This is a genomic window from Kribbella sp. C-35, assembly GCF_046549195.1.
Classification (GTDB): Bacteria; Actinomycetota; Actinomycetes; order Propionibacteriales; family Kribbellaceae; genus Kribbella.
This window is the reverse complement of record NZ_JAJPWG010000001.1, coordinates 1,072,508-1,093,103: the sequence shown is the minus strand read 5'-3', so window position 1 is coordinate 1,093,103 and position 20,596 is coordinate 1,072,508. Positions and strand designations below refer to the sequence as shown.

At 67.0% G+C, this 20,596-nt stretch carries 20 protein-coding genes; 7 read left to right on the top strand and 13 right to left on the bottom strand.

What is annotated here, in order from left to right; all coding sequences use genetic code 11:
• Positions 1-23: 23 nt before the first annotated feature.
• From ACLJOO_RS05580 to ACLJOO_RS05555, 6 genes are all read right to left on the bottom strand, one after another.
• The gene (locus ACLJOO_RS05580; RefSeq protein WP_410785736.1) at positions 24-830 is read right to left on the bottom strand and encodes an SDR family NAD(P)-dependent oxidoreductase; all 807 of its coding nucleotides are present in this window, start codon (positions 828-830) and stop codon (positions 24-26) included.
• 278 nt (positions 831-1,108) lie between these two features.
• Positions 1,109-1,894: a DUF1883 domain-containing protein gene (locus ACLJOO_RS05575; RefSeq protein WP_410785735.1), complete on the bottom strand. Its 786-nt coding sequence runs from the start codon at positions 1,892-1,894 to the stop codon at positions 1,109-1,111.
• A gap of 9 nt (positions 1,895-1,903) precedes the next feature.
• Complete coding sequence (locus tag ACLJOO_RS05570) at positions 1,904-2,593, bottom strand: hypothetical protein (protein WP_410785734.1); 690 nt, start codon at positions 2,591-2,593, stop codon at positions 1,904-1,906.
• A gap of 12 nt (positions 2,594-2,605) precedes the next feature.
• Positions 2,606-3,118: a helix-turn-helix domain-containing protein gene (locus ACLJOO_RS05565; RefSeq protein WP_410785733.1), complete on the bottom strand. Its 513-nt coding sequence runs from the start codon at positions 3,116-3,118 to the stop codon at positions 2,606-2,608.
• A 131-nt stretch (positions 3,119-3,249) separates the two neighbouring features.
• Positions 3,250-4,065, bottom strand: coding sequence for a TIGR04255 family protein (locus ACLJOO_RS05560; protein ID WP_410785732.1), 816 nt, complete (start codon positions 4,063-4,065; stop codon positions 3,250-3,252).
• Between the two features lie 406 nt (positions 4,066-4,471).
• A complete protein-coding gene (locus ACLJOO_RS05555) occupies positions 4,472-5,785 on the bottom strand; it encodes a citrate synthase (protein ID WP_131286312.1) in 1,314 nt (437 codons plus the stop codon).
• A 259-nt stretch (positions 5,786-6,044) separates the two neighbouring features.
• Between ACLJOO_RS05555 and rplM the strand changes: the two genes are divergently transcribed.
• The 3 genes from rplM to glmM are packed head-to-tail and all read left to right on the top strand — an operon-like array spanning position 6,045 to position 8,399.
• Positions 6,045-6,488 carry a 50S ribosomal protein L13 gene (gene rplM / locus ACLJOO_RS05550; protein WP_131286311.1) on the top strand — a complete coding sequence of 148 codons (444 nt, stop codon included), beginning with the start codon at positions 6,045-6,047 and terminating at the stop codon, positions 6,486-6,488.
• Positions 6,489-6,523: 35 nt separating this feature from the next.
• Positions 6,524-7,045, top strand: a complete 522-nt coding sequence (rpsI, locus tag ACLJOO_RS05545; RefSeq protein ID WP_131286310.1) for a 30S ribosomal protein S9 — start codon at positions 6,524-6,526, stop codon at positions 7,043-7,045.
• 7 nt (positions 7,046-7,052) lie between these two features.
• Positions 7,053-8,399 carry a phosphoglucosamine mutase gene (glmM, locus tag ACLJOO_RS05540; RefSeq protein WP_410785731.1) on the top strand — a complete coding sequence of 449 codons (1,347 nt, stop codon included), beginning with the start codon at positions 7,053-7,055 and terminating at the stop codon, positions 8,397-8,399.
• A gap of 50 nt (positions 8,400-8,449) precedes the next feature.
• Here glmM and ACLJOO_RS05535 read toward each other — a convergent pair whose 3' ends face one another.
• The 6 genes from ACLJOO_RS05535 to ACLJOO_RS05510 form a co-directional block, all read right to left on the bottom strand.
• A complete protein-coding gene (locus tag ACLJOO_RS05535) occupies positions 8,450-9,250 on the bottom strand; it encodes an ABC transporter ATP-binding protein (protein ID WP_410785730.1) in 801 nt (266 codons plus the stop codon).
• Between the two features lie 73 nt (positions 9,251-9,323).
• On the bottom strand, positions 9,324-10,202 hold the full coding sequence (locus tag ACLJOO_RS05530; RefSeq protein WP_410785729.1) for an ABC transporter ATP-binding protein: 879 nt from the start codon (positions 10,200-10,202) through the stop codon (positions 9,324-9,326).
• The gene (locus ACLJOO_RS05525; protein ID WP_410785728.1) at positions 10,199-11,110 is read right to left on the bottom strand and encodes an ABC transporter permease; all 912 of its coding nucleotides are present in this window, start codon (positions 11,108-11,110) and stop codon (positions 10,199-10,201) included. Before ACLJOO_RS05525 ends, ACLJOO_RS05530 begins: the two co-directional genes overlap by 4 nt.
• A gap of 12 nt (positions 11,111-11,122) precedes the next feature.
• Positions 11,123-12,112: an ABC transporter permease gene (locus ACLJOO_RS05520; protein WP_410785727.1), complete on the bottom strand. Its 990-nt coding sequence runs from the start codon at positions 12,110-12,112 to the stop codon at positions 11,123-11,125.
• Positions 12,113-12,125: 13 nt separating this feature from the next.
• The gene (locus tag ACLJOO_RS05515; protein WP_410785726.1) at positions 12,126-13,820 is read right to left on the bottom strand and encodes an ABC transporter substrate-binding protein; all 1,695 of its coding nucleotides are present in this window, start codon (positions 13,818-13,820) and stop codon (positions 12,126-12,128) included.
• A 170-nt stretch (positions 13,821-13,990) separates the two neighbouring features.
• On the bottom strand, positions 13,991-15,199 hold the full coding sequence (locus tag ACLJOO_RS05510) for an ROK family protein (protein WP_410785725.1): 1,209 nt from the start codon (positions 15,197-15,199) through the stop codon (positions 13,991-13,993).
• Positions 15,200-15,272: 73 nt separating this feature from the next.
• Here ACLJOO_RS05510 and ACLJOO_RS05505 point away from each other — a divergent pair, with 73 nt between their 5' ends.
• Together ACLJOO_RS05505 and ilvY are read left to right on the top strand one after the other, a co-directional pair.
• Positions 15,273-16,142 carry a LacI family DNA-binding transcriptional regulator gene (locus ACLJOO_RS05505; protein WP_410785724.1) on the top strand — a complete coding sequence of 290 codons (870 nt, stop codon included), beginning with the start codon at positions 15,273-15,275 and terminating at the stop codon, positions 16,140-16,142.
• Between the two features lie 305 nt (positions 16,143-16,447).
• Positions 16,448-17,287 carry an HTH-type transcriptional activator IlvY gene (gene ilvY / locus ACLJOO_RS05500; protein ID WP_410785723.1) on the top strand — a complete coding sequence of 280 codons (840 nt, stop codon included), beginning with the start codon at positions 16,448-16,450 and terminating at the stop codon, positions 17,285-17,287.
• Here ilvY and ACLJOO_RS05495 read toward each other — a convergent pair.
• Entirely contained in the window at positions 17,211-18,275 is a 1,065-nt protein-coding gene (locus tag ACLJOO_RS05495; RefSeq protein ID WP_410785722.1) for a LacI family DNA-binding transcriptional regulator, read from the bottom strand. The two genes, ilvY and ACLJOO_RS05495, sit on opposite strands and share 77 nt — an antisense overlap.
• Positions 18,276-18,423: 148 nt before the next feature.
• Here ACLJOO_RS05495 and ACLJOO_RS05490 point away from each other — a divergent pair, with 148 nt between their 5' ends.
• The gene (locus ACLJOO_RS05490) at positions 18,424-19,653 is read left to right on the top strand and encodes an extracellular solute-binding protein (protein ID WP_410785721.1); all 1,230 of its coding nucleotides are present in this window, start codon (positions 18,424-18,426) and stop codon (positions 19,651-19,653) included.
• Between the two features lie 4 nt (positions 19,654-19,657).
• Positions 19,658-20,596, top strand: a complete 939-nt coding sequence (locus tag ACLJOO_RS05485) for a carbohydrate ABC transporter permease (RefSeq protein ID WP_410785720.1) — start codon at positions 19,658-19,660, stop codon at positions 20,594-20,596.

The window sequence follows — 20,596 nt, the reverse complement described above, 5'->3', positions numbered from 1 at the left end:
GCCCGGGGCCGTCTCCAAATCCACTACCCACCCGGGTCGGTGAAGCCGTACTCCGCGGCCAGGGCTGCTGTGCGCACGACCCGACCGGTGTGGCGGCTGACCTGTGGATCGGCGGCCAACGACGCCACCGACCGGCCGACGAACAGCGGGGACTCCGAGTCGGTCAGGTCGATGTACTCGGCCGCGCGGAGAACCGACTCGGTCCGGACCAAGCCGGGGTACAGCGAGACCGCGGTGACGCCGTGGTCGCGGAGCTCGTGGGCCATGCAGGCGATCATGTGGTCCGTCGCCGCCTTCGCTGCGCCGTACGCGACCCCGGTGTCGGTCTTCTCGGCGCCCTCCGACGAGACGTTGACGATCAGGCCCGAGCCCGCCGCGACCATCGTCGGCGCGGCGGCGACGGTCGTCACGTAGTGAGCGCGGACACCCGCCTGGAAGGCCGCGTCCCACCGCTCGATCGGCGCGGTCCAGAAGCCGGCCTCCCGCCAGAACTCCGTCCCGTCCCAGAAGTACTCGTAGCCGCCCCAGACGTTGTTCACCAGTACGTCGAGACGCCCGGCGTCACCCACCACCCGCGCCACGGCCGCGCGGGTCTGCTCGTCGTCCCGGTGATCGCACGCGATCGCCACCCCACGTCCGCTGGCGGCCGTGACCTCGGCCGCCGTCTCCTGCACGGAACCCGGCAGCGGCGTCGGCGGCGTACCTCCACTCACGGTCCGGCCCGTCACGAACACAGTCGCCCCCTGCTCGGCAAGCCCGAGAGCGATCCCCTTCCCCACCCCACGACTCGCCCCCGTAACGAGCGCAACCTTCCCCACCAACGTTGCCATCCACCGAACCTAACAGCGCCCACAGACACAAACCGGCCCCCGACAGACACCGGCGAAAGGGCACCGCTGCGCGGTGGCTGTCTTGTTGGCCGCCTTCGGCGGGAGGCGCGGGGTGTGGTCGCGGTCGGTGGTGGTTAGCGCTCGGTGCTCTTCTGGAGGGCTGGCCGTTGAAAAGACACCGCTTCGCGGTCGCTCTCCTGTTGGCCGCTCGGGCGATGGTCAGCCCTTTGCGCGCATTTGGTCAAGACGCGAGCTTCCTCCCACCCGTGGTCCTCCGTTCAGGACGGGTCGGCAACCACGTCGGCGATCTGCTCGGCCATCTCGGTGATGGTGAATTGGTCCGTGCTCAACGCGACTTTGTCTGCAAGCGTCGGGCTGAACGCGCGCACCTCATCCGCGGTCAGGCCGTGCCAGATGGGCAAGATGGACTGCTCGCCGGCAACAGTGCGGGTCACCAGCCCGTCCAATTCGTGATTCGTCCAGCCCTTGCGGAAGAACGCTCCTGACAGGATCACGACACCGAATCTGCTTGAGCGGATGCCGTCGTCGATCCTCCGGCGCAAACTATGCCCGACCCGCATCTGAGCCTCATCGAGCCAGACCGTAACTCCCAACCGAGCGAGGGCGTCGCGCAGGGGTCGAGCGACGGCGTCCTTGTCCTCGCTGGCGTGGCTGATGAACACGTCCCAGGTCTGGCCGCCGAGAGCGTCTCCGGCCGGCTCCTCCGGTTCCTCTCGAACCGCGACCTGGGCGGCGGGACTCAGCTGAGCCGAGCGGGCCTGAGGGAGGAAGCCACGTGGTGGCGGCTCGACCGCGACGCCCGCGGAAATTCTGCCGGCGTACCCGCCGAGGTCGATCGCGACAACCCAATGTCCGTTGGACGGTACGGGCATGCGGAACGGCGACCGCGTGACCCGGCCGCCGTGGTAGCGGTAGCGTCGGCCAGCCTTGTAGTTGTTGTACTCACTGTTCATCATCAGTTGGACGTTGGCCTGGTTCTTCAGGGTGACCACCACTGTGGACCCCTTCTTGAGGTTGCCCAGGTCGTACCGCAGGTGCTCCATGTGGATGTCCTAGCCCTGCGCCCGGCGCGTTTTCGCACGCGCGGCTGCCGCACGCTGTGCCTCGCGGCGGACGTCGGTGTGGTGAATCTCGAAGCGCAGCCGCTGCTGTGGGGACGGGTCGCCGTCGCGCATCCAGGTCTCGAACACCGCGGTCTCCGCATCGAGCATCTTGTCCTCGGCTGTCTCGGACTCGGTGAGAACGCACTCGAGCCAGTCCCAGAGCAACTCGGCCTCGGTCAGCACTGGCGCGGACTGGCTGCGCAGAATCTCCAGGCCCATCTCCGTGCGCGTGTAGTGCTTGATCAATCGTTGCTGCAGCACGTAGATGCCCTGATGCGAAAGTGTGGCGATTCGCCGGTCCCTGGTGAGCAGTCCTGCCGGGCAAGCGGTAACATCGACAAACTTTGCCGCGAAATGGCCGTTGTTCGTCAGCTCTGCGAGCGGCATCAGCCGTACGTTGCTATTCCATCCCGTGCCTTTGATCTTCTGGTGCGGCTCTACCGGCGCGACGGTTATCCGAGGGGTCAGACTCGCACCGGTCCGCATCGCGCAGGGATGCGCGACGATCTGGACCAGCATTGGCTCCTCGGTGAACCCGGGCAGAACGACACCGTCGAACACGTCGCCCTGGAGCAGGGGACGAGCCCGACTGACATCTCCGCGCTCGTCGTAGAGCGCGTCCACTTCGATTCGGTCCATGATTCGCGGTACTTACTCTTCTCGCCGACGGATCGAGCGCTCGCCATCGACGTCGAGGTACACCTCGAAGTCACTGCGGCTCTGACGCCAGTTCGGGCGAACCTGGTCGAGAATCTGCGCGGTTGTCTGACGTTGCTCGGCCAGTTCGATCAGCTCGGTGACGTGTCCCTCCAGGTACAAGTCGAGGGGCCGGATGAAGTAGCCCGGCTCAAGGGTGAAGTTCATCTCCATCCAGGCAGCGGGGTCCTCGATGACACCCTTCTTCTCCAGGACGTCGAGAAGTGCTGCGATCCGTGCGAGCTTCGAGCGGCTGTCCGGACTGGCTACTCCGCCCTTGCGCCACTTCCGGACCGCCGAGACACTGACCCCGACGACCTCCGCGATGTCGGACCAGCCCATGCCCCGGTCGCCGGCGAGCTCATCGAGGAGATTAGCGACCGATCTCTTGCTCTTCTCCAAGGCGCGGTCGGCAAGGTCGCTCTCGCGGACCGCGCCGTGGAACTGCTGCATTTCACCACCGAGCATGTCCATCTCAGTGCGGAGGTAGTCCGCACGCAGCGACAGCGCACGTGTCTCACTCGGGGCTGACGGTGCGTAGTCAGAGACTGCGCCTGCTGAGGTTCCAGTCGGCTGGCCCCCGCTCGTCGGACTGACTGTCATGACGGCCCTCCTCGGAAGAGTGTGCGGGCCTCATCGGTGATCGACCGCTGGAAGGCGGTGCCGCACGGTAGGTGGACGGCAGATAGGGAGTCGCAGACCACCTCGGAACTCAGCGGGACGGCCTCTTGCCCGGTGAAGTCGTGGAAACCGTCGAAGTCCAAGACGAAGAACGGCCCGGACTGGATGGGTGGCCGCCTGAGGAACTGCGGTACGACGATCGGGCCCTGGTTCAGCGCCGCGCACCGGAAATTGAGACCCCTTCCACCGCCAAGGTCGAAGGTGGTGACACTCTGCATCGCGGTAGCCGGATAGTCGTCGGGTCCAACCTCAAGCTGGCCGATCAGCCGGCTGTTGATCCACGTACCCCACTGACGGACGTCGCTGATGGTCTCGGGTACGCGGACCTCGTCGATGTAGCGGAGCCCAACCCGCTGAACGGCCGGACGAACCTTGGCGGCCACGAGTGCGTCGCACGCCGACCTGACCACATCGAGGAGCTCGTTGAAGCTGCGGTATGCGGTTGTCTCGTAGGTCAGAGATTCGGACATGACGGTGAGCGTTTCGGTGCTGCTCGCGTTCTTGAGAACTACACCTTGACGCTCCTGGATCTGCGGCGGCGCACCACCGAGACCCAGGTTCAAGGTCACCTCGCCACGCTGAAGTGGTTCGGCGAACGGGAACCGCTCCTCAAGGGCGATCGCCACCTCATCCTTGGTCACCTGCTGACGCAAACGCGCAGCATCGGTGAAGCGGATCTCGGCGGCCACCAGGGCGAGTGGTGCGTTGCGGAAGACCTCGCGGTTGGGATACACAGCGACAACCTACCTTCCTTGTACTGAAATGATACCCAAACGCACACCAAAACCGTAACCATATATCGCACCGTCCACGTCGGAACGTCACTGACCGGACGGTCGGGGCCTGATCAGCGACTCTTCCCGAGATCCGTGCGCAGACAGCGGCGGATCTGCAACCCGCCGGCGCGTCATCGCCGACATGTGACGACCTATGTCGAGTGGGCTTGCGACCTTGTTCTTTCGGGTGGTCGGCGCGTTGACGGGCAGTGCCCGGCGCCGATCACATCCGCGCGTATCCACGGTTCGCGCACGCCGCCGGAGGCGGCCAGAAGAACTGCCGCCGCGAAGCGGTGTCCTTTTCGGTGGTGTCGTTCAACAGAAAACGGCCCCTCGGGATCGAGGGGCCGTTTCAGGGGGTGGGTTAGCGGTCGCCCATCGGGACGTACTGGACGCCTCGTGCGCCGGTGTAGATCTGCTTCGGGCGGGCGATCTTCTGGTCGCCGTCGCCGAGCATCTCCAGCCACTGGGCGAGCCAGCCGGAGGTTCGCGGGATGGCGAACAGGACGGTGAACATGTCCGGCGGGAACTGCAGCGCCTCGTAGATCAGGCCGGAGTAGAAGTCGACGTTCGGGTAGAGCTTGCGGGAGACGAAGTACTCGTCCTCCAGCGCGATCTTCTCCAGTTCGACGGCGATCTTCAGCAGCGGGTTGATGCCGGTGACCTCGAAGACGTCGTCGGCGGCCTTCTTGATGATCTTCGCCCGCGGGTCGTAGTTCTTGTAGACCCGGTGGCCGAAGCCCATCAGCCGCTCTTCGCCGTTCTTGACGCCCTCGATGAACGACGGCACGTTGTCGATCGAGCCGATCCGGCGGAGCATCTTCAGCACCGCCTCGTTGGCGCCGCCGTGCAGCGGGCCGTAGAGCGCGCCGATCCCGCCGGCCACCGCGGTGTACGGGTCGACCTGGGTCGAGCCGATCGCGCGGACCGCGTTCGTGGAGGCGTTCTGCTCGTGGTCGGCGTGCAGGATGAACAGGATCTCCAGCGCCCGCACCAGGCGGTCATCGGCGGCGTACTTCGGCTCGCTCATCTTGAACAGCATCGACAGGAAGTTCGCCGTGTAGCTGAGCTCGTTGTCCGGGTACACGTACGGCTTGCCCTGGGCGTGCCGGAACGCGAACGCGCCGAGCGTCGGCATCTTCGCGATCAGCCGCCGGATCTGCAGCGCCCGGGACTCCTCGTCGAAGATGTTGCGCGACTCCGGGTAGAACGTGGACAGCGCGCCGACCGAGGCCAGCAGCATGCCCATCGGGTGCGCGTCGTACCGGAAGCCCTGCATGAAGGTCTTCAGGTTCTCGTGCACGAACGTGTGATACGTCACGTCGTGCGCCCAGGCCTCGTACTCCGCCTTGTTCGGCAGCTTGCCGTTCACCAGCAGGTAAGCCACCTCGAGGTAGTTCGACTGCTCGGCGAGCTGCTCGATCGGGTACCCGCGGTACTCCAGGATGCCCTTGTCGCCGTCGATGAAGGTGACGGAGGAACGGCAGGACGCGGTGTTGACGAAGCCGGGGTCGTAGGTGGCCAGGCCACCGTCGCCGTCGGATGCGCTGATCTGCTTGAGGTCTGCGGCACGGATGGTGCCATCGGTGATGGCAAGGTCGAAGTCCTTGCCGGTCCGGTTGTCCCGGACGGTGAGCGACTGTTCGGTCACGATGCCCTCTTCGGAAGCTGGCGTCATCGCCTGGATGAATGAGGGTAGATCAGCCGGCGGGACGCGATTCGGACTGCAATCTTCACCGCTAAACTAGTGCGGTCCTCAGCTGCTTCCAAGCCGGGGTCCCCTCGGCGTGTGGGCTCGCTTTGACCCGAACGTGGCCACGCCGGTATTCTGGGCTGCTGTTGTGCGTTCCAGGTCCGGTACAGACACTGTTCTTGTCGGCTGACCGCTCGCCGACGTCCAGTTTTGTTCAACCTCTGAGAAACGAAGGTCAACGACCGTGCGCACGTACAGCCCGAAGCCTGCTGACGTCACTCGCGAGTGGCACGTGATCGACGCCACCGACGTCACGCTCGGTCGGCTCGCCGTCCAGATCGCCACCCTGCTGCGCGGCAAGCACAAGCCGACGTTCGCTCCGCACGTGGACGGCGGCGACTTCGTCGTGGTCGTCAACGCTTCCAAGGTGGCCCTGTCCGGCACCAAGCGGACCGACAAGCTGGCGTACCGCCACTCGGGTCACCCGGGTGGTCTGACGGCGACGCCGATCGGCGAGATCCTCGACAAGGACCCGCGTAAGGCCGTCGAGAAAGCCGTCTGGGGCATGCTCCCGAAGAACCGCCTGAGCCGGAAGCTGCTGACCAAGCTGAAGGTGTACGCCGGTCCGGAGCACCCGCACACGGCGCAGCAGCCGAAGCCGTTCGAGATCACCCAGATCGCCCAGTAAGCGATCGACGAACCAGGTAAACGAGGATTCACAGCGTGAGCGACATCACCACCGAGACCGAAGAGTTCGACACCGAGGTCCCCATCGACACCGAGGGCCCGGTCGCCTACACCTCCGAGACGAACCCGGCTCCGGAGCAGCGCGCCGAGACGGGTCGGGTCGCGGTCATCAACCCGGCCGGCGCCACCGGCCGTCGCAAGGAGGCCGTCGCTCGCGTTCGGATCGTCCCGGGCACCGGCAAGTGGAAGATCAACGGGAAGGACCTCGACGTCTACTTCCCGAACAAGGTCCACCAGCAGCACGTGAACGAGCCGTTCGTCGTCGCGGGCCTCGAGGGCTCGTACGACGTGATCGCCCGGATCAACGGCGGCGGTATCACCGGCCAGGCCGGCGCGCTGCAGCTCGGTGTGGCCCGCTGCCTGAACGACGCCGACCGTGAGGCCAACCGCAAGGGCCTGAAGTCGGCCGGTCTGCTCAGCCGCGACGCGCGGATCAAGGAGCGCAAGAAGGCCGGTCTCAAGAAGGCCCGTAAGGCGCCTCAGTACAGCAAGCGCTGATCACCTGATGGGGCGTTTGTTCGGCACGGACGGAGTCCGTGGCCTGGCGAACGTGGACCTGACCGCGGAGCTGGCGCTCGACCTCTCGGTCGCGGCAGCTCACGTACTCGGCGAGGCCGGTGCCTTCGAAGGGCACCGGCCACGCGCCGTTGTGGGCCGGGATCCGCGTGCCAGTGGTGAGTTCCTGGAAGCCGCCGTGGTGGCCGGTCTGGCCAGCGCCGGCGTCGACGTGGTCCGGCTCGGCGTGCTGCCGACCCCGGCCGTGGCGCACCTGACCGGCTCGACCGGCGCCGATCTCGGCGTGATGCTGTCCGCCAGCCACAACCCGATGCCGGACAACGGCATCAAGTTCCTGGCCCGCGGCGGGATCAAGCTCGACGACGTCATCGAGGACGCCATCGAAGCCCGGATGAACGAGGAGTGGCAGCGTCCGACCGGTGCCGCCGTGGGCCGCGTAATGGACGACGGGCAGGGTTTCGAGACGTATGTCTCGCACCTGGTCCGCTCCGCGCCGAACCGGTTCGACGGTCTGAAGGTCGTGATCGACTGCGCGAACGGCGCCGCCTCGCAGACCGCGCCGGAGGCACTGCGCCGGCTCGGCGCAGAGGTGATCACGGTCGCCGCCGCCCCGGACGGGCTGAACATCAACCTGAACTGCGGATCCACGCATATCGACGGCCTACAGCGTGAGGTCGTTGGGCACCGCGCCGATGTCGGGATTGCGCTCGACGGCGACGCGGACCGCTGCCTGGCGGTGGACGCGAACGGCGAGCTCGTCGACGGCGACCAGATCCTCGCGATTCTGGCGCTGGCGATGCGGGACAGCGGCCGGCTGTCGAACGACACCGTGGTCGCGACCGTCATGAGCAACCTGGGCTTCGTGCAGGCGATGGTCCGGGAGCGGATCGCGGTCGAGCAGACCAAGGTCGGCGACCGGTACGTGCTCGAGGCGATGAAGGCCGGCGGCCACAAGCTCGGCGGTGAGCAGTCCGGGCACGTGATCCTGTCCGACCACGCGACCACCGGCGACGGCACGCTGACCGCGGTCATGCTGCTCGCCCGGGTAGCTCAGACGGGCAAGAGCCTGGCCGATCTGGCCGGTGCGATGACCCGCCTGCCGCAGGTTCTGGTCAACGTGAAGAACGTGGACAAGTCCCGCGCGGGCACCGACCCCGCGGTGCAGTCCGCGGTCGCCGAGGCCACCACGCGCCTGGGCGACACCGGTCGAGTCCTGCTCCGCCCGTCGGGCACCGAGCCGCTCGTCCGCGTCATGGTCGAGGCCGAGTCCTCGGACACTGCCGACGAGATCGCCCACTCGCTCGCGGACGTAGTCGCTTCCTCGCTGAAGCTCTAAAGCAGCAAAGTACGCCGGAGAGCCACCTGGCTCTCCGGCGTACTTGTTGTTTACGGGCGTAGTTCGGTCAGGCGGCGTTCTGGGGCTGGGGCGGCTTCGGCCAGGAGCTGGGTGTATTCGTGTTGGGGGTTCAGGATCACGTCGTCCGCAGGACCGCGTTCGACCACGACACCGCCGTACAGCACCATGATTTCGTCGCTGAAGTGGCGGGCGGTGGCGAGGTCGTGGGTGATGTAGAGGACGCCGAGGTTCTCCTCGCGCTGCAGGGTCGCGAGGAGGTTGAGTACGCCGAGGCGGATCGACACGTCGAGCATCGACACCGGCTCGTCCGCGACGAGGATCGCCGGTTCGGGGGCGAGCGCCCGGGCGATCGCGACGCGTTGCCGCTGACCGCCGGACAACTCGTGCGGCTTGCGATGCGCGAAGTCCTCGTCCAGCCGAACCCGGCGCAGCAGCTCCAGGACCCGCTCGTCGACCTGTTCGCGGGTGAAGTCCGGGTGATGGAGCTTCACCGGCCGCTCCAGGTGATGGCTGATCGAGTGGTACGGATTCAGCGACGCGAACGGGTCCTGGAACACCATCTGGACAGCCTTCCGGTACGCCGCGGCAGGCGCACCGTGGTACCGCATCGGCTCGCCGTCCACCAGGATCGCTCCGGAGGTCGGCCGTTCGAGCTGCATCAGCAACTTGGCGATCGTCGACTTGCCCGAACCGGACTGTCCGACCAGCGCGATCGTCCGGCCCGGTGTCAGCTCGAAGCTCACCTTGTCGACCGCACGCAGCCGCGTGGTTCGCAGACCGTTGCGCAGCCGGTACTCCTTGACCACATCGCGCATCTCCAGCACGCTCACACCTCCACCTCGCTTCGCTCGGTTCCGGTGCGAGCGAGCGCTGCTCTACCCATTGGTCGCTCGCTTCGCTCGCTCACGGTGCCTCCACGGTCTGATCGGTCTCGTCCAACGCAATGTCGCCGGCGATCTCGCCGGTCCGTATGAAGCCGCCGCGTTCACCGGTCAGGCTGGGGAACGACGACAGCAGTCGCTTCGTGTACGGGTGTTTGGGCTTCGTGTAGAGCGTCAGTGCGTCGTCGAGTTCGACGATCAGCCCGGCCCGCATCACCGCGATCCGGTCGCTGATCTCGAGCAGCAGCGGCAGGTCGTGGGTGATGAAGATGACCGCGAACCCCAGCTCGGACCGGAGGCGGGTGATCTCCCGGAGGATCTCGCGCTGCACGACCACGTCGAGTGCGGTGGTTGGCTCGTCCATGATCAGCACCTGCGGATCGAGGGCCAGTGCCATCGCGATCATCACGCGCTGCCGCATCCCGCCGGACAGCTCGTGCGGATAGGCGCGAAGCCGGTTCCGGTCGACGCCGACGAGTTCGAGCAGCTCACCGCAGCGTATGCGCCGCTCTGCCCTGCTCAGCTCGGGCCGGTGCGTGATGAACACGTCTTCGAGCTGTTCGGAGATCCGCAGTACCGGATTGAGCGAGTTCATCGCGCCCTGGAAGACCATCGCGATCTTGTCCCAGCGGAACGCTCGCAGATCGTCGCCGGCCAGCGAAGACAGGTCGACGTCGTACCCCTCGCGGGACGAGAACACGACCCGTCCGCCGGTGATTGTCGCCGGCGGCTTGAGCAGGCGAGTGATCGCGTACGCCAGCGTCGACTTCCCGCAGCCGCTCTCACCCGCGAGCCCGAGGATCTCGCCGCGTTCCAGCGTGAGTGAGACCTCGCGTACGGCGTGCACGGTCGTCTCGGCGCGGTAGTCGATGCTCAGGTTCTCGATGCTCAGCACGCTCATGCCTTCACGCTCCACTTGTTGCGTTCGGCACGCGTCTGCGAGCGCAGCTTCGGGTTGATGATCTCGTCGATCGAGAAGTTGATCAGCGACAGCGCCGCGCCGAAAAGCGCGATCGCCAGGCCGGGCGGCGCGAACCACCACCAGGCGCCGAGCCGGAGCGCGAGCCCGTTCTGCGCGTAGAAGAGCATCGTGCCCCAGGTGAACGATCCGGACGCGCCGAGCCCGAGGAACGACAGACCCGCCTCGCCGAGGATCGCGAAGATCACCGCGAACACCACCTGCGACGCGAGCAGCGGGATCAGGTTCGGCAGGATCTCGACGAGCAGGATCCGCCAGCGTTTCTCGCCGCTGATCCGGGCCGCGAGCACGTAGTCGCGGCTGCGTACGCTGAGCGTGAACCCGCGCAGGACGCGCGCGGAGCCGGCCCAGCTGGTGATCGCGAGGACCGCGGCGACCAGCCAGATCGACTTGTTCGGTACGTAGCTGGAGATCACGATCACCAGCGGCAGACCGGGAATCACCAGCATGATGTTGGTGAACAGCGAGAACGCCTCATCGGTCCAGCCGCCCACGAACGCGCCGACGATGCCGAAGAACGACGACAGCAGCAGCGTGATCGCACCGACTACGACGCCGATGATGAGCGAGCCGCGGGTCGCGTACGCGAGCTGGGCGAACACGTCCTGACCGCTCTGCGTGGTGCCGAGGAGGAAACCGTTCCCCGGTCCGGTCAGGCCGACGTCCCGGACCGTAGACGGATCGCCGACCAGCAGCGGACCGAGCACGCCGAACAGGATGATCAGACCTGCGATGCCCAGACCGACGGCCAGCTTGACGGTCATCGGCGGCAAGGTCCGGCGACGGATCGGCGCCGCCACGGCGACTGCGCCTTCAGTGGTTGCTGTCATGTTCACCCCTCTCTAGGACCGCGCACGCGTGCGGGGGTCGATGACGCCGTACAGGAGGTCGACGAGCAGGTTCGCGCCGAGGACCGCGAGCGTGATGATCAGGAAGACGCCCTGCATCAGCGCGTAGTCGTTGTTGCCGACGGCAAGCAGTAGCGCCGAGCCGATCCCCGGGTACGAGAACACGGCCTCGGTGACGATCGACCCGGCGACCACGAAACCGAGCGAGATCGCGAACCCGGAGATGGACGGCAGGACCGCGTTCCGGGCGACGTACCGGGACCGGATCCGGCGTGGGGTCAGGCCTTTCGCCTCGGCGGTCACGACGAAGTCCTCGGACATCGTCGAGACCATCATGTTGCGCATCCCGAGCATCCAGCCGCCGACCGACGAGATGACGATCGTCAACGCCGGCAGGGCTCCGTGATACAGCACGGACTGCGCGAACGGCAGACTCCAGCCCGGCGTCACGGAGTACACGTCGTACCCGCCGCTCAGTGGGAAGACCGGCCAGGTGCTGCCGAGCAGGAAGAGCAGCAGCAGTGCGAGCCAGAAATACGGCACCGACTGCAGCATCGTGGTGACCGGGATCAGGTTGTCGACCCAGGAACCGCGCCGCCAGCCGGCGGCGCGTCCCAGCAGGATTCCGATGGCGAACGAGATCAACGTCGCGAGACCGATCAGGCCGACGGTCCAGGGCAGCGTCTGGCCGATGACCTGGGACACCGGCGCCGGGAAGTACGCGATCGACGTACCCAGGTCGCCGGTGACCAGGTGATGCAGGTAGGTCCAGTACTGGCTCCACAGCGACGAGTGAGTGTCTGTGCCGAGCAGTGCCTCGATCGCGTTCCGGGTGGTCGGCGTGACCGGTCCCTTGGTCGCGAGCTTGGACAGCATCAGGTCGACCGGGTTCCCCGGCATCAGCCGGGGAACGAGGAAGTTCAGCGTGAGGGCCGCCCAGAGTGCGACGACGTAGAAGGCGAGTTTCCGGAGCAGATAGCGCACGGCCGGCCCGCGCTCAGCTGGCGGGCTTGATCGTCTTGAGGACGATGCCGGCGTCCCAGGCCTTCCAGGCCGCGGGCAGGACGTACAGGTTGTCCTTGGTCGGCCAGCCCGTCGCGCGCGAGGTGTTGAACTCGGTGAGCATCGAGTTCACGTAGACCGGGATGTAGGGCAGCTGGTCCGCGATGATCGACTGGATCTTCGCGTACTCCGCCTTCTGCGCGGCCTGGTCCGTCGTACCGGCGGCCGTCGTGAGCGCGGCGTCCACGGCCGGGTTCGAGAACCGGGACTGGTTGCCGGCCGACGCGGACTTGCCGACCGGGGCGGTGTTCGTGGTGGCGAGCTTGCTGTCGTAGGTGAAGTACGGGTTCGTGGACGCGCCGAGGCCGACCGAGTCGAGCGACAGCTGGAACTTGCCGTTGGTCTGGGCGGCGTTCCACTCGTTCCAGGACACCTGGCTCGGCTTGAGCTCGATGCCGACCGCGGCCAGCTGCTGCTTGAGGGTGTCGTTGATCAGGATGTAGTCGCTCCACCCGGTGACGGTCTGGACGGTCAGCGACAGCCGCTTGCCGTCCTTCGTCCGTACGCCGTCGCTGCCCTTCGTCCACCCGGCCGCGTCGAGGAGTTTGCCGGCCTCGTCGGCGTTCGCGCTCTGCGGGAGTTTCGCCGTACCGGCGTCCGCGATCCAGTTGTCGTCGCGGCCCGGAAGCAGCATCGTCGGCGAGCCGACGCCCGCGACGCCGCCGCCGGCCAGCTTCGCGAGCTGCTCGCGGTTCATCGCCAGGTAGATCGCCTTGCGGACGGCCGGGTCGGTCTGCGGTCCGGCGCATCCCAGGGCGGCGTTGGAGCAGGTCACGATGACGGTCGTCATCACGGGTGTGTTCACGTAGGTCAGGTTCTTGCCGGACTTCATGATGTTGTCGATGCCGGGCAGGTAGGCGCTGGCCCAGTCGACCTTGCCCGCGACCAGGGCTGCGCTGGCGGCGTCCGCGGACGTCACCGGCAGGTAGCGCACCTCCTTGATGGTGGGCTTGCCCGCCTCCCAGTACTGGTCGTTCTTCGTCAGCACGAAGCTCTGCGGCGTGTACGACTTCACCTTGAACGGACCGGTGCCGACCGGGTTCTTGTTGAGGTCCGTCGTCGGGTCCTTGATGTCCTTCCAGATGTGCTCGGGCACGATCGCCTGGTTGGCGAGCACGGCCGGCTCCTGCATCAGGGACTTCGACTTGAAGGTCAGTACGGCGGTGTCGTCCGACGTGGCCTTCGCGGTCGCGGCGAGACCGGACGGGTTCAGCGCCGGCGTCTTCGCGACCAGGTTGAACGTGAAAGCAACATCCTTCGCGGTGAACGGCTGGCCGTCGTTCCACTTCACGTCGTGCCGGGTCTTGATGGTGAGCTCGGTCCCGGCGGCGTTCCACGAGAAGCCCGAGGCGAGCACCGGCGTCGGGTCGGACTGCTTCGCGAAGTTGTACCAGTACAGCGGCTCGTAGATGACGCCCAGCGTCGGCTGCAACGCCGTACTGCTGAACGGGTTGAAGTTCTCGGTGGTGATGTCGCCGGCCGCGACGGTGATGGAGGCGTCCTTGTTGGCGGTCTGGTTACCAGCGGCGGCGCCGTTGCAGGCGGCGAGCAGGAGCGCGGTGGCGGTCGCGGCGGCTGCGGCGCTCACCAGGCGCCGCACCCGTGGGCGGTTCGTCGGGTTCCGGAGCATTGATCGATTCCTTTCACAACGCGGTCGGTCGAACGCGTCACCCGGCACCCGCCAGGGGAAGCTGGCCGTAACTTAGTTTGCCTAATAAACAAGGCGCAAGAGTTAGACCAGTAACGGTTCGACTGCGAAGGGTGCCGGACCGAGGTCCTGTCTGGTGATCCAGACAGGACCTAGGCGGAGACTGCGCGCTCGGAACGGAGCATCATCAGCGCCGCGCCGATCGCGGCGGCGTCGTGACCGCGCTCGTCGAGCACCACTTCGGTGTCCACGGCGCGCCCGAACGCGGAGCTCAGGATCCGCTCCTGGATGATCGGCAGGTAGATCGTCCCGGCGACAGCGAACGCCGGCCCGGTCAGCACCAGCAGCTGGACGTCGTACATGTTGGTGATCGTCTGCGCGCCGAGCGCGAGCCAGGACGCGGAGTCCCGCAGGATCGCCTCGGCCCGGGAGTCGCCGGTCAGCGCCAGCCGGGCGATGGCGGCGAACGCCGCGACCCCGGTACGCCGGGGTGATCCGAGATCGAGCCCCGCCGCGCGCGCCTTGGCGACGACCGTGGCCGGACCGGCGATCGCCTCGAGGCAGCCGGTGCTCCCGCACCAGCACTGTGGACCGCCGATCTGGACGCAGATATGCCCCACCTCGCCCGCGTTGCCATGGGCGCCCTGGTAGACGTTGCCGTTCAGCCGCAGGCCGGATCCGATGCCCTCGCTCATGAACAGCGCGGCCATCACCGAGACGTCGTGGCTGGTGGTGAGCCGGGTGCCCGCGGCGGCCGCGGTCGCGTCATTCTCCAGCAGCGCGGGCAGACCGAGCCGTTCCTCCAGGCGGCGATGGATCGGGAACCCGACCCAGTGCGTCATCGACGGCGGCGCGGACGTGACGCCGCGGTTGCGGATCAGCGGACCGGGACACACGAAGCCGAGTCCGAGGACGAGCGACGAGTCGATCCCCGAGCGCTCGATCAGCTCGGTGGTCTCGGTCGCGATCCGCTCCACGACCTGCTCCGGATCGCTGTCGTCACCCGGCCCGGCGCGCCGCCAGCGGGCCACGACCGCGCCGGCGTAGTCGACCAGCACGTACGTCAGGCTGTCGGCGCTCAGATGTACGCCGACGACGTACCGGGCTGCTGCCCTGATCCGCAGCATCGTGCGAGGCTTGCCGCCGGTGGACGAGCCGCGGCCGGCCTCGTCGACGAGCCCGTCGTCGATCAGCCGCCGGACCAGCGTGGTGACCGAGGGGGCGGTGAGGCCGGTGATCTGGGTGAGTTCCACCCGGCTGACCGTGCCCGCGGAGCGGATGCTGTCCACAATGAGGGCGCGACTGTTCGTCGGTGCCGGGTCGTAACCCGGCGACCGCGACGCGTCGCTGACCTGCTGCATCGGGACATCCGCTCTCTGCCGAGTTTGTTAGGTCTGTGAATATAGTGGCTTCGGTGGCCTTGGAGGGGAGTCTATGCAGGACGTGACGCGGGAGCGGATCGCCGGGCTGGTGCTGGCGCGTCCCGGGCGGTTGCTCGGGATGGAGCCGTTCATGGCCGACGTCGTCCAGGGGATCGAGGAGGTCTTCGACGGGCGGCGGGTGAGCCTGCTGATCGAGTTCGCGGCCGACATCGCCGACGAGATCGCGATCTGGCAGCGGTGGGTGGCGAACGACCACGTCGACGGCATCGTCATGGTCGACCTCCGGGCGAAGGATCCACGGCTCGCCGAGGTGGAGCGGCTGGGGGTGCCGGCGGTGCTGCTCGGTGGGCCGGAGCTGCAGGCGCCGATCACCAACGTGCTCGTCGACAACGCCGAGGGCGCCCGGGCGGCTGTTCGAGCGCTCGCGGATCTCGGGCATCGCGACATCGCGCGGGTGAGCGGCCCGCGGGACATGCTGCACTGCCAGGCTCGTGACGACGCGTTCATGGAGACGTGCGCGGACCGGGATGTGCAGGGCCGGGTCGTCGAGGGCGACTACTCCGAGGACGCCGGCCGGGAGGCGACGCGGCAGTTGCTGACCGGCAGCCAGGTCCCGACGGCCGTTGTGTACGACAACGACCTGATGGCGATCGGCGGTCTGTCCGCGGCCAAGGACCTCGGGGTTCGCATCCCCGAGCACTTGTCAGTGATCGCGTGGGACGACACGGCGGTCGCCCGGTTGGCGCATCCGCCGTTGAGCGTCGTCACTGTCGACGTCCACGGCCTCGGCACGATCGTCGGCGAAGCGATCCTCACGGTCATGCAGGGCGGCGAGGTCACGACGTACCAGGTCCCGAAACCGACGATCCGCCTCGACCGGTCGACCGCGAAGCCGGCGACACGCCTCCCAACAGGTCCGTGATCGCCTCGTCGTGGTCGACGGGCTGGCATGAGGCTGCCGCCCGCCGGGCAGCCGGCCGTCCTCAGAGCCTCCCCAACATGAGGGGGTATCCCATCCAGTTGGGGGTTCTCCCTTGGTATGCGAGCGGAGAACCCAACACGCGGATGGATATCCCCTCGTGTTGGGAGGCAGCGGGCGGAGCGTGCGGGCGGGGCCGACGGGGAGTGGGGCGTGGCGGCTGGGACGATGCTGGTGCGTGGGTCGGCAGGCCTGTGTGAAGGTCGAGGCCAGAGGTGAGCCTAGAAGTGAGTGCAGAGCATCGTGAGTTGGAGTTGTTTCTGCATTTGGCGCGGACGCTCAACTACGGGCGCACCAGTTTGGAGTGTCATGTCAGTGCGGCCACGTTGACGCGGACGATTCAGCGGTTGGAGATGCGGGTCGGTTCGCAGTTGCTCGATCGTGGGCCGCGGGGCGTGGTGCTGACGGCGGAGGGGCGACGGTTCACGGCGTACGCCGAGAAAGCGCTGGAGCTGTGGGCGGATTACCGATCCGGCTCTGCGGAGCCGGCCGGCCTGAGCGGTGAACTGCGGATCTTCGCCACCGTCACCGCTTGCCAGACTTTGCTGCCGGATCTGCTGGCGCCGCTGCGTGAAGAACATCCGCAGATTCGCCTCGACATTCGCACCGGTGATGCGGCCGCTGCCCTTGCCCGCCTGGACGAAGGCGAGGTGGATGCCGCGGTCGCGGGCATTCCCAAGCGCCTCCCGCAAACCCTGGTGAGCCGACCCGTCGCAGTCACCGACCTGGTCCTGGTGAAAGCCCGTGAGAGCCCGGACCTGGTGACGGCTGGCGAGGGTTCGCTGGGTGGGCCGTTTGTTGTGCCGGCTCGGGGGCTTGTTCGGGAAGCCGCGTTCCGCTGGTTCCGGAGGGCTGGCGTGAAGCCGGTGATTGCTGGCGAGCCGGATGGGCACGAGGCGCTGCTTGCCCTGGTGGCGTTGGGGTGCGGGACCGGGGTCGTTCCGAGGCTGGTGCTCGAGTCGTCCGCCGTACGCGATCAGCTCGTCGAGCTGCCGGCCGATCTGGAACCGCTCACGATCGGGCTTTGCGCGCGCCGCGCCGACCTGCACCGCCCTTTGATCGCGGCGCTCTGGGGCTTGCGACCGTAGCGCCGGGGTAGAGCTTGGCGGAGACGAGCTGCGGCGGGAGCGGATCGGCGCCTTCGATCTGCCGGATGAGTGAGTCGGTGCCGAGCTGGCCGAGCTCCGGGCCCGGTGTCCGCATGATCGTCAGCGCGGGGTTGGTGAGCGCCGCCATTTCCGGTGCCATCAGCAACGGAAGGACCGACATGTCGTCAGGAACCTTGTAGCCGAGGCGATTCAGGCCCGCTACCGCACCGAGCGCCGCGAACTCGTTGACGATCAGTACGCCGGTGGTGTCCGGGTAGTCCTCGACGAGCCGCGTCATCGCCTCCTGGCCGGCCGTGGTCGATCCGGAGCTCTCCATCACCACGACCTCCAGGCCGTGCTCCGCCGCGACCCGGCGGTACGCCGCCTCCGAGCGGACGTACGGCCCGTAGGTGCTGAACAGCGGGTCCGCGAGATTCCCGGAGACCAGCACCAGCCGCCGGTGACCGAGCTCGTAGAGGTGCGCGACCGCGTCCTCGACGGTCCGGTCGAAATCGATGTCGACGTGTGCCAGCCCCTCCAGGGACGACGTCCGTCCGATCAGCGCGAACGGCGTCGACGTCTCCTGCAGGACCAGGACGCGCGGGTCGTCCAGCTGGACCTCCATCAGTACGACGCCGTCGACCAGACCCTGACCGACGAGCTCCTTCAGCTCGGTCCCGTCGTTCCCGACCGGCCAGAGCACCAGGTGGTAGTCCTGTTTGCGGGCCGCGTCGGCCGCGCTGGTGAAGAACTCCGCCGCCGAGAACCCGAACTTGTGGTCCAGCGCCGGGTACGCCATCGCGATGATGTGGGTCTTCCGGCTGGCCAGGGCGCGGGCGACCATGTTGCGGCGGTACCCGAGGTCGAGCATCGCCTGCTCGATCCGCGCCCGGGTCGCCGCCGTCACCGGTTTGGTGTCGTTCAGCAGGAACGAGACGGTCGCGATCGAGACCCCGGCCCGCTGAGCGACGTCTTTCATCGTGACCATCGATCGACCCCCTCCGAACTCTTGACAGCGGTGTGACGTACGGAACATAGTCCTTCAACGCCTCAGTTAAGCGGTTTACCGCACAATCCACAAGCTGCTCAGCAGTCCCCATGTTCCTCGGTTAAACGCTTTGAAGGAGTCCGATGTCATGATCAGCAAGCGGATCGCCGCCGCGCTGGCGGGTGCGACGACGGTGTCGCTCCTGCTGGTCGCCTGCGGTGACAACGGCGGCGGCCAGTCGTCCACGTCCGGCGACAGCGTCAAGAGCCTCACGATCCTCGACTACTACAACAACGACCCGGACAAATCCCTTGTGCAAAAGGGACTTGACTCCTGCGCGTCGAAGCTCGGCATCACCATTCAACGGGAGACGGTGCCTGGTGACACCTTGATCCAGAAGGTGCTGCAGCAGGCCTCGTCGAAGACGCTGCCGGACGTGCTGATGCTCGACAACCCCGACGTACAGCAGATCGCCGCGACCGGGGCGCTGGCGCCCCTGAACGACATGGGTCTGAACGGCGACGGAGTCATTCAGGGCATGGTCGACGCGACGTCGTACGAGGGCAAGCTCTACGGGCTGGCGCCGGTGACGAACACGATCGCGCTGTTCTACAACAAGGACATGCTGGCCGAGGCCGGCGTCCAGCCGCCGAAGACCTGGGAGGAGCTGAAGGCTGCCGCCAAGAAGCTCACCAAGCCCGGCAGGTACGGGATGGCGTTCAACGCCAACGCGACGTACGAGGGCTCGTGGCAGTTCCTGCCGGCGATGTGGACCAACGGCGGTGACGAGACCGATCTGACCAGCCCGCAGGTCGCGGAAGCCCTGCAGCTGTGGGTGGACCTCGTGAAGTCGGGGTCGGCGTCGAAGAGCGTCATCAACTGGACGCAAGGTGACGTCAACGACCAGTTCATCGCCGGGAAGACCGCGATGATGGTCAACGGCCCCTGGCAGATCCCGTCGCTGAACAAGAACCCGAAGATCAAGTGGGACGTCGTCACGTTCCCGCTGAACAAGCCGGATCAGACACCCGTCGCGCCGCTGGGTGGTGAGGCCTGGACGGTCCCGCTGAACAAGGACCAGGCCAAGCAGCAGAAGGCCGCGGACTTCGTGAAGTGCCTGAACTCGGACGAGAACGAACTGGCCTGGGCGAAGGCCCGGTTCACCCTCCCGACCAAGCTCGCGCTGCTCGACCAGTACGCCAAGGACGTGCCGTCGATGAAGGCCTTCGCCGAGCAGGTGAAGACCGCCCGGGCGCGGACCGGCAAGCTGGGCGACAAGTGGCCGGACGCCGCGAAGGTGATCTACCAGGCGATCCAGCTGGCGCTGACCGGTAAGGCCTCGGCCCAGGACGCCTTCAAGCAGGCCTCCGGCGGCTGACGGCATGGCGACGCTCACACGTACGACGGTGGCCGGCCGCGCGAAGTCGCGCGGCCGGCGCCACCGGGGCGAGACCCTCACCAAGGTGCTGTTCGTACTACCGGCCGTGGTGGCGATGGTGGCGCTGTTCGGCTACCCGGTGGTGAAGAACCTGTTGATGAGCCTGCAGGACTACGGGCTGAAGACGTTCTTCACCGGGGTCGCGCCGTGGGTCGGGCTGAAGAACTACAGCACGGTCGTGACCGACAAGCTGTTCTCGGACGCGATGCTGAACACCGCGCTCTTCACCGTCGGGTCGATCTCCTTCCAGTTCGCGATCGGGCTGGGGCTGGCGCTGTTCTTCCACAAGAAGTTCCCGTTGAGCGGTCTGCTGCGTTCGCTGCTCCTGCTGCCGTGGCTGTTGCCGCTGATCGTGTCGAGCGCGACCTGGCGGTCGATCCTCGAGCAGGACAGCGGCATCCTCAACCGGTCGCTGATGGGGCTGCACCTGATCAACGATCCGGTGCCGTGGCTGAACTCGCCGTCGGTCGCGCTGATCGCGGTGATCGGCGTGAACATCTGGATCGGCATCCCGTTCAACGTGACCCTGCTGTACTCCGGTCTCGCGGAGATCCCCGACGAGCTCTACGAGGCCGGCCAGCTGGACGGCGCGACCGGGTGGCGCTCGTTCTGGTACATCACCTGGCCGAACCTGCGGGCGGTCGCGAGCGTGCTGCTGATGCTCGGCGTCGTCTACACGATCAAGGTCCTGGACATCATCCTCGGCCTCACCGGCGGCGGGCCGGCCAACGCGACGCAGACACTGGCGACCCAGTCGTACGAGAAGTCCTTCGTGGACTTCCGGTTCGGCCAGGGCGCGGCGCTCAGCAACATCCTGATCGCGATCTCGTTCGTGTTCGCGATCTTCTACCTGCGCGGCACTCGCCGTGCCGTCGACGAGTAG